This is a genomic window from Hyalangium sp., assembly GCF_035629615.1.
Lineage (GTDB): Bacteria > Myxococcota > Myxococcia > Myxococcales > Myxococcaceae > Hyalangium.
Genome location: NZ_DASPHO010000580.1, coordinates 1 through 6360, shown reverse-complemented (window position 1 = coordinate 6360; position 6360 = coordinate 1). Strand labels below are relative to the sequence as shown.

Here is a 6360-nt window from a genome sequence, read left to right as displayed (position 1 = left end):
CCCTGGGCGTCCCGTGGGCTGTGAGGCCGTAGCCAGGTGGAAGAGCACGTCCACGGAGGACTCCCGCACGAACCGCTCCATCGCCGCATAGTCGTCCACTGGGACCGTCCGTCGATCCCAAGGGATGACCTCGAGGCCCTGCTGTCGCAGGTACCCGGCCAGACGCGAGCCGACCGTGCCGCTCGCGCCAGTAATGATCGCTCTGCTCGCCATCGTCCCTCCCGCTCAGCGCTACCGCAGGCGCCAGACGGCGCTGGAGTGCGCGGGGACCGTCAGCTTCCACATACCGCGCTTGCCAGGCTCGGCGGCCGCAGTCACCTCCGGATCCGCGAAGAGCGCCTCGGCGGGCGCTGCGGGCAGCGCATGGCTCACGGAGCTCGGCGCAGCGCCAAGGTTGTGGACCACGAGCACGCGCTCGCCCCCAGCCTCCCGGAGGAAGGCCACCACGGTGGGGGCCTCCTCGTTCCGGGGCAGCGGCCGCAGCGCGCCCAGCCGCAGCGCGGGCGAGGCGCGGCGCACGTGGATGAGCAGCCGGTAGCGATGCAGCAGCGAGCCCGTGTCGCGGAGCTGCGCGGCCACGTTGCGCTGCTGCCAGCCCTCGACGAGCGGCGCCCACGGCTTGCCCGTGGTGAAGCCCGCCGTCTGCGTGTCGTTCCAGGGCATGGGGCGACGCTTGCCAGGATCGCCCTCCTCCTTCGGGCCATTGGGCAGGCCGATCTCCTCCCCGTAATAAAGGAAGGGCGTGCCCGGCAGCGTCAACAGCAGCGCCGGAGTCACCCGGATCCGCGCCTCCTGCCCCTCGAGCCGGCTGGCCACGCGCATCTGATCGTGGTTGGCGAGGAATGATGCCGTCAGGACGCCCTTGGGCATGGAGGTGCTCACCTCCTCGAGCCGTGCGGCCAGGCGCGCGGCGTCGCCATACAGGAGCGAGTCCAGCATGGCCTCGGCGAGCGGGAAGTAGAAGAGCATGGGCAGCTCGTCCCCGCCCGCCACCCGCGCCGTCGAGCCGTAGTAGGGGAAGATGTCCTTGGAGTCGCTCCACACCTCACCGACCAGGAGCGCATCCGGGCGGATGCTGCGCACGTGGGTGGAGAACTCCTTCCAGAAGGCGTGCGTCTCCGGGGTGTCGTTCTGCTCGTTGCCCGGGCCCTTCTCGACCATGTGGCGGGCCGCATCCAGCCGGAAGCCATCCACGCCACGCCCGAGCCACAGCGAGGCCAGCCGCTTCACCTCGGCGCGGACCTCGGGGCTGCGGTAGTTGAGATCCGGCATGCCGCTCCAGAAGATGCCGTAGTAGTGCGCGTCCCCCTTCGGGTGCCACACCGGCCCCTTGCCCCAGGGCTGCGTCCAGCCTGGGTTGTCCTGCCGCCAGACGTACCAGTTGCGCTTGGGCGAGCTGGGAGAGGACGCGGACTCCACGAACCACGGGTGCCCGGCGCCAGTGTGGTTGATGACGAAGTCCAGCACGATGCGGATGCCCCTCCGGTGGGCCTCGCGCACCAGCCGGTCGAAGTCCTCCTGCGTGCCGTACTCGGAGTCCACCTTCTCGTAATCGACCACGTCATAGCCGTGGTAGCTGGGCGACTCGAAGACGGGCATGAGCCACAGCCCCTCCACGCCCAGGTCCTTCAGGTAGTCCAGCTTCGCGGTGAGTCCGTTGAAGTCCCCCACGCCGTCGCCGTTGGAGTCACCGAAGCTCCGGACGAAGACCTCGTAGAAGACGGCGCCGCGGGCCCACCCGAGCTGCCAGCCAGGAGCCGCGGCCGAGGATGAACGCGGGGGCGGGGCCGCAGAGGCGGCGAGCACGCCGCACAGCACGGCCAGGGCACAGAGGGCGGGAGACCGGATCATGGGCGCGCACCTTACCCGCTTCTCTTCGGCTCAGGGCTTCTTGCCGTTGCGGATCCACTCCTCGCGGCGCTTGTCCTGGAGCTGCTTGCGCGCGAGCGCCTCCTCGGTCTGCCGCGGCACCTCCTTGATCCGGTCCTCGTGCATCCGGATGCTCAGGGCGAGCAGCCCCTGGTCCCGCTCGGGCAGCTGATCGCCGTGCTCGGTGAGCATCCGGTTCGCGACCGCGATGTAGTCCTCCGAGAGCTTCCGCCGGTAGTCGTAGTAGCGGTGGATCTCGTCCTCGGAGGCGTCGCCCGACTGGACCTTGCCGAAGACCTCGTTCCACTTCCGCAGCGTCTCGGCGCGCTTCTGGAGCACCTGCGGATCCTGCGTGGGCGCATCCAGCTCCCAGTACAGGTTGCCGGGCATCTGCGCCCGAAGCTCCTCCATCTTCACCGGGTACTCGGAGCCCGGCTCCTCAGAGGACTCGGCCGCGGGGACCTGGAGGAGCTTGTCGAGGGCCTCGGCCTGGCTCTCCGGCGCACCCGGGAGAGACGGCTGGATCGGGGACGGAGAGGAAGCCGCGGGCGGGCGCGGGTCAGCGGCCGTCACCGATAGCGCAGGTGGGTCAGCCGGTGGGCCTGCTCCGCCGCCGAGCACCGCGAACAGGACCGCGACGAGCACGGCGACCACACCAATCAAGAGCGGAATCTTCCAACCGGCCTTCATGTGCGTGCGCTCACGACGTTTCCCTGACCCCTAGACTTTTAGTTCACTCTGCGTATAACAGGCAATCCCCCCGAATCAGGAGGAACCTGAATGAAGCGACTTCTCTTCCCAGGGCTGATCGCCCTGCTGCTCTTGCCCACGGCCCCGCGTGCCGAGGTCCTGCTTCCCTCCATCATCAACATCCTGGTGGACGGCGGTAACAACTACACCTGGCAGAAGGTGGAGCTGCCCGGCACGGTGTGCGGCAACGGCTCGCAGTACAAGTTCTTCATCCGCCGGACGAGCTCTCCGAACCTGCTCTTCCTGTTCGAGGGTGGCGGCGCGTGCTGGGACTACGACACCTGTAGCGGCCGCGCCGGAGTTCTGGGCGCCGCCAACCCGAACGGCATTACCAACGACTATATGACGCAGTTCACGGCGAAGTACGTATCGCCCATCGTGAACGGCGCGGATCCGGGCCTGCCGCTGCGCAGCAAGACGGACCTGGTCACCAAGGACTGGAACATCGTCTACATGCCTTACTGCACGGGCGACGTGCACGTGGGCAACAACACCGCCACCTACACGGATCAGACGGGGGCCAACCCGCCGCTGGTGTGGCGCCACAACGGGTACGCCAACACGATCGCCGCGGCGAACTACGCGCGGACGCAGTTCCCCAGCGTGCAGAAGCTGCTGGTGACGGGCTTCAGCGCCGGCGGTGCGGCCACCTCGTCCGCGTACTACTTCGTGCGCCGAGCCATCAACCCGGCCCGCGGCTACCTGCTGAACGACTCGGGCCCCATCTTCCTGGCGCCGAACGTGAACGATCTCTCGCGCGCGCTGCACACGCAGATCCGCCAGTCCTGGAACCTCAACTCGGTGTTCTCGCTGCTGCCGGGCTCGTTCGACCAGAACAACTTCGGCAGCATCAACCGCATGGTCGCCACGGAGTTCCCGAACGACCAGCTGGCGTACACGGGCTACACGCGTGACTACAACTACTCGCGCTTCTCCTACGAGCGCTTCCGCACGCCGAACGATCAGGCCTCCATCCACAACTACTGGAAGGTGGACCAGGACCGGCTGGTGGCGGAGCTGAACCTGTACAACAACTTCAGCTACTTCATCCCGTACCACCGGCCCATCAACTCCAGCCACTGCAGCACCGTCATCACCTTCATCGGCGCGCACGCCTGCCAGCGCATGGAGAAGAAGAAGTACTGGTGGGAGTACCTCGAGTGGCCGCCGGGACAGACGTACAAGTGCTACAGCGAGTTCGTGGGCATGGACGTGTTCCTCAAGCGCTTCATCAACGACAACCAGCGCGTGCGCATCTACGAGCCTGCCAACGGGTACAACAACGAGGACCCGGGCATGAGCGCTGTCGCTGCGCTCATCAACGGCGCGCTCGGCGGCTGATCCGGTTGCACCCTGCCCCTGCCCCGGTGCGGGCCGCCTCTGAGAGGGTGGCTCGCTCCGGCGCGCGGGGGCCGTAGACGGCAGGTGGCTGGGGCAGAGACGTGTTCCGCCCCGCCGGGGCTCATGCGAGGCTGCGCGCGCATGAGCGTCCGGATCGAGAAGAGCGGCCCCATCACCACCGTCATCCTCCACCGCCCCGAGGTGCGCAACGCGGTAGATGGTCCCACGGGACGTGCGCTCGTGGAGGCCTTCCAGGCGTTCGACGCGGATCCGGACGCGAAGGTGGGCGTCTTCTTCGGCGAGGGTGGCACCTTCTGCGCGGGCGCGGATCTCAAGGCCGTGTCCGAGGGCCGGATGCCGCACCTTGCTCCGGACGGGGACGGCCCTATGGGGCCCTCGCGGCTGGTGTTGAGCAAGCCGGTGATCGCAGCCGTCTCCGGGCACGCCGTGGCAGGCGGGCTGGAGCTGGCGCTCTGGTGTGATCTCCGGGTCGCTGAAGAGGATGCGGTGCTGGGCGTGTTCTGCCGCCGCTGGGGCGTGCCGCTCATCGACGGTGGGACGGTGCGCCTGCCCCGGCTGATCGGCCTGTCGCGCGCGCTGGATCTCATCCTCACAGGGCGGCCGGTGTCCGCGCAGGAGGCGCTGGGCATGGGGCTCGTCAACCGCGTGGTGCCCCGCGGCCAGGCCCGGGCAGCCGCCGAGGCGCTGGCCAGAGAGCTCGCCGCCTTCCCGCAGGCATGCATGAACGCGGATCGCCGCTCTGCCTACGAGCAGGCGAGCCTGCCGCTGGAGGCCGCGCTCCGTCAGGAGTTCCTGGGCGGGGCCCAGGTCCTCGAGGCTGAGTCCCTGTCAGGGGCTCGACGCTTCGCCCAGGGCGCGGGCCGGCACGGGAAGTTCGAGTAGGAGCCGCGCGCGTTTGCCCCTTGAAAGTTTGGGGGACAAAATATAGATTATATGCCGTAGACCTCAGGCACCTATAAAAGTAAGGCCCTCGGCACCATGGACAGCCTCGATTACCGCATTCTGGACATGCTTCAGCGCGACGGGCGGGCGACCCAGCTGGAGATCTCCCGAGCGATCGGCCTGTCGCAGCCGGCGGTGGCCGAGCGCATCCGCAAGCTGGAGGATCGCGGTGTCATCACCGGGTACACGGCGCGAGTGGATGCGACGAAGCTCGGCAAGGACATCACCGCGTTCATCGGCGTGAACATCGAGCACCCGAAGTACTTCGAGAACTTCGCCAACAAGGTGATGGGGCTGCCCGAAGTGCTCGAGGCTCACCGCGTCGCGGGCCAGGAGTCCTACATCCTCAAGGTGAAGACGGCGAACACGAGGACGCTGGATCAGCTCCTCGTGGAGACGCTGCGGACCATCTCCGGCGTCACCGGCACTCACACCACCATCGTCCTGACATCCATCAAGGAGGAGACGCACGTGCAGGTCTCCCCCGAGCAGTTGAAAGGAGACTGACCATGTCCACGGCCACCAGCGCGATGCTCGTGCCCTCCCCTGTCTCCCTGCCGCTGGCGCAGCGCATGTCGCGGATGAAGACGTCCGCGGTGCGCGAGATCCTCAAGGTGGCCGAGCGTCCGGACATCCTCTCGTTCGCGGGCGGGCTGCCAGCGCCGGAGCTGTTCCCAGTGGAGGCCATTGCCCAGGCGCACGCGGAGGTCTTCGCCCATGAGGGCCCCGCGGCGATGCAGTACAGCACCACGGAGGGCTACGCGCCCCTGCGCGAGTGGATCTGCGCACACCTGGCCCAGCGCGGCGTACGGGCCACCTTGGATCAGGTGCTCATCACGGCCGGCTCGCAGCAGGGCATCGATCTGGTGGCCAAGGTGATGCTGGATGCGGGGGACGTGGTGGTGGTGGAGAACCCCAGCTACCTGGCGGCGCTGCAGAGCTTCGACGGGTACCAGGCCCGCATCGAGTGTGTGGGCAGCGACGCCGAGGGCATGCGGGTGGAGGAGCTGGAGGAGCTGGCCACCCGGTGTCGGCCGAAGCTCATCTACATCGTCCCCAACTTCCACAACCCGAAGGGCACCACGCTCTCGCTGGCGCGGCGGCACGCGCTGGTGCGCTTCGCCCAGCGGCACCGGGTGCTGATCCTGGAGGACAACCCGTACGGCGAGCTGCGCTTCCGGGGCGAGGCGCTGCCGTCGCTGGCCTCGCTGGATGACATGGGCGTGGTGGTGCAGCTGGGGACGTTCTCGAAGACGCTGGCGCCCGGGCTGCGGATCGGGTGGGCGGTGGGCTCGCGGGAGCTGACGCGTGCGCTCACCATCGTCAAGCAGTCCACGGATCTGCACACGGCGACGCTGGCGCAGCGGGCCACGGCGCGGCTGCTGGCGAAGTTCGACTACGACGGGCACCTGACGCGGCTGCGAGCCACATACGGGG

Annotated in this window: 7 protein-coding genes; 4 read left to right on the top strand and 3 right to left on the bottom strand. The window is 68.2% G+C overall.

Annotated features, from left to right (window positions below):
- The 3 genes from VD972_RS29410 to VD972_RS29400 form a co-directional block, all read right to left on the bottom strand.
- Window positions 1-213 (bottom strand): NAD-dependent epimerase/dehydratase family protein (locus VD972_RS29410; RefSeq protein ID WP_324992080.1); only part of this gene is annotated, 213 nt, incomplete at its 3' end.
- An 18-nt stretch (window positions 214-231) separates the two neighbouring features.
- A complete protein-coding gene (locus tag VD972_RS29405; protein WP_324992079.1) occupies window positions 232-1851 on the bottom strand; it encodes an alpha-amylase family glycosyl hydrolase in 1620 nt (539 codons plus the stop codon).
- 30 nt (window positions 1852-1881) lie between these two features.
- On the bottom strand, window positions 1882-2559 hold the full coding sequence (locus VD972_RS29400) for a hypothetical protein (RefSeq protein WP_324992078.1): 678 nt from the start codon (window positions 2557-2559) through the stop codon (window positions 1882-1884).
- A 90-nt stretch (window positions 2560-2649) separates the two neighbouring features.
- Between VD972_RS29400 and VD972_RS29395 the strand changes: the two genes are divergently transcribed.
- From VD972_RS29395 to VD972_RS29380, 4 genes are all read left to right on the top strand, one after another.
- Window positions 2650-3960: a pectin acetylesterase-family hydrolase gene (locus VD972_RS29395; protein WP_324992077.1), complete on the top strand. Its 1311-nt coding sequence runs from the start codon at window positions 2650-2652 to the stop codon at window positions 3958-3960.
- Window positions 3961-4101: 141 nt separating this feature from the next.
- On the top strand, window positions 4102-4863 hold the full coding sequence (locus tag VD972_RS29390; protein WP_324992076.1) for a crotonase/enoyl-CoA hydratase family protein: 762 nt from the start codon (window positions 4102-4104) through the stop codon (window positions 4861-4863).
- Between the two features lie 96 nt (window positions 4864-4959).
- Window positions 4960-5430 carry an Lrp/AsnC family transcriptional regulator gene (locus VD972_RS29385; protein ID WP_324992075.1) on the top strand — a complete coding sequence of 157 codons (471 nt, stop codon included), beginning with the start codon at window positions 4960-4962 and terminating at the stop codon, window positions 5428-5430.
- Between the two features lie 2 nt (window positions 5431-5432).
- On the top strand, window positions 5433-6360 hold a 928-nt coding region (locus VD972_RS29380), incomplete at its 3' end, for a PLP-dependent aminotransferase family protein (RefSeq protein WP_324992074.1).

Coding starts and splice junctions, on each gene's coding strand:
- VD972_RS29395 (WP_324992077.1), top strand. CDS start 2,650: ATGAAGCGACTTCTCTTCCCAGGGCTGATCGCCCTGCTGCTCTTGCCC.
- VD972_RS29405 (WP_324992079.1), bottom strand. CDS start 1,851: ATGATCCGGTCTCCCGCCCTCTGTGCCCTGGCCGTGCTGTGCGGCGTG.
- VD972_RS29390 (WP_324992076.1), top strand. CDS start 4,102: ATGAGCGTCCGGATCGAGAAGAGCGGCCCCATCACCACCGTCATCCTC.
- VD972_RS29400 (WP_324992078.1), bottom strand. CDS start 2,559: ATGAAGGCCGGTTGGAAGATTCCGCTCTTGATTGGTGTGGTCGCCGTG.
- VD972_RS29385 (WP_324992075.1), top strand. CDS start 4,960: ATGGACAGCCTCGATTACCGCATTCTGGACATGCTTCAGCGCGACGGG.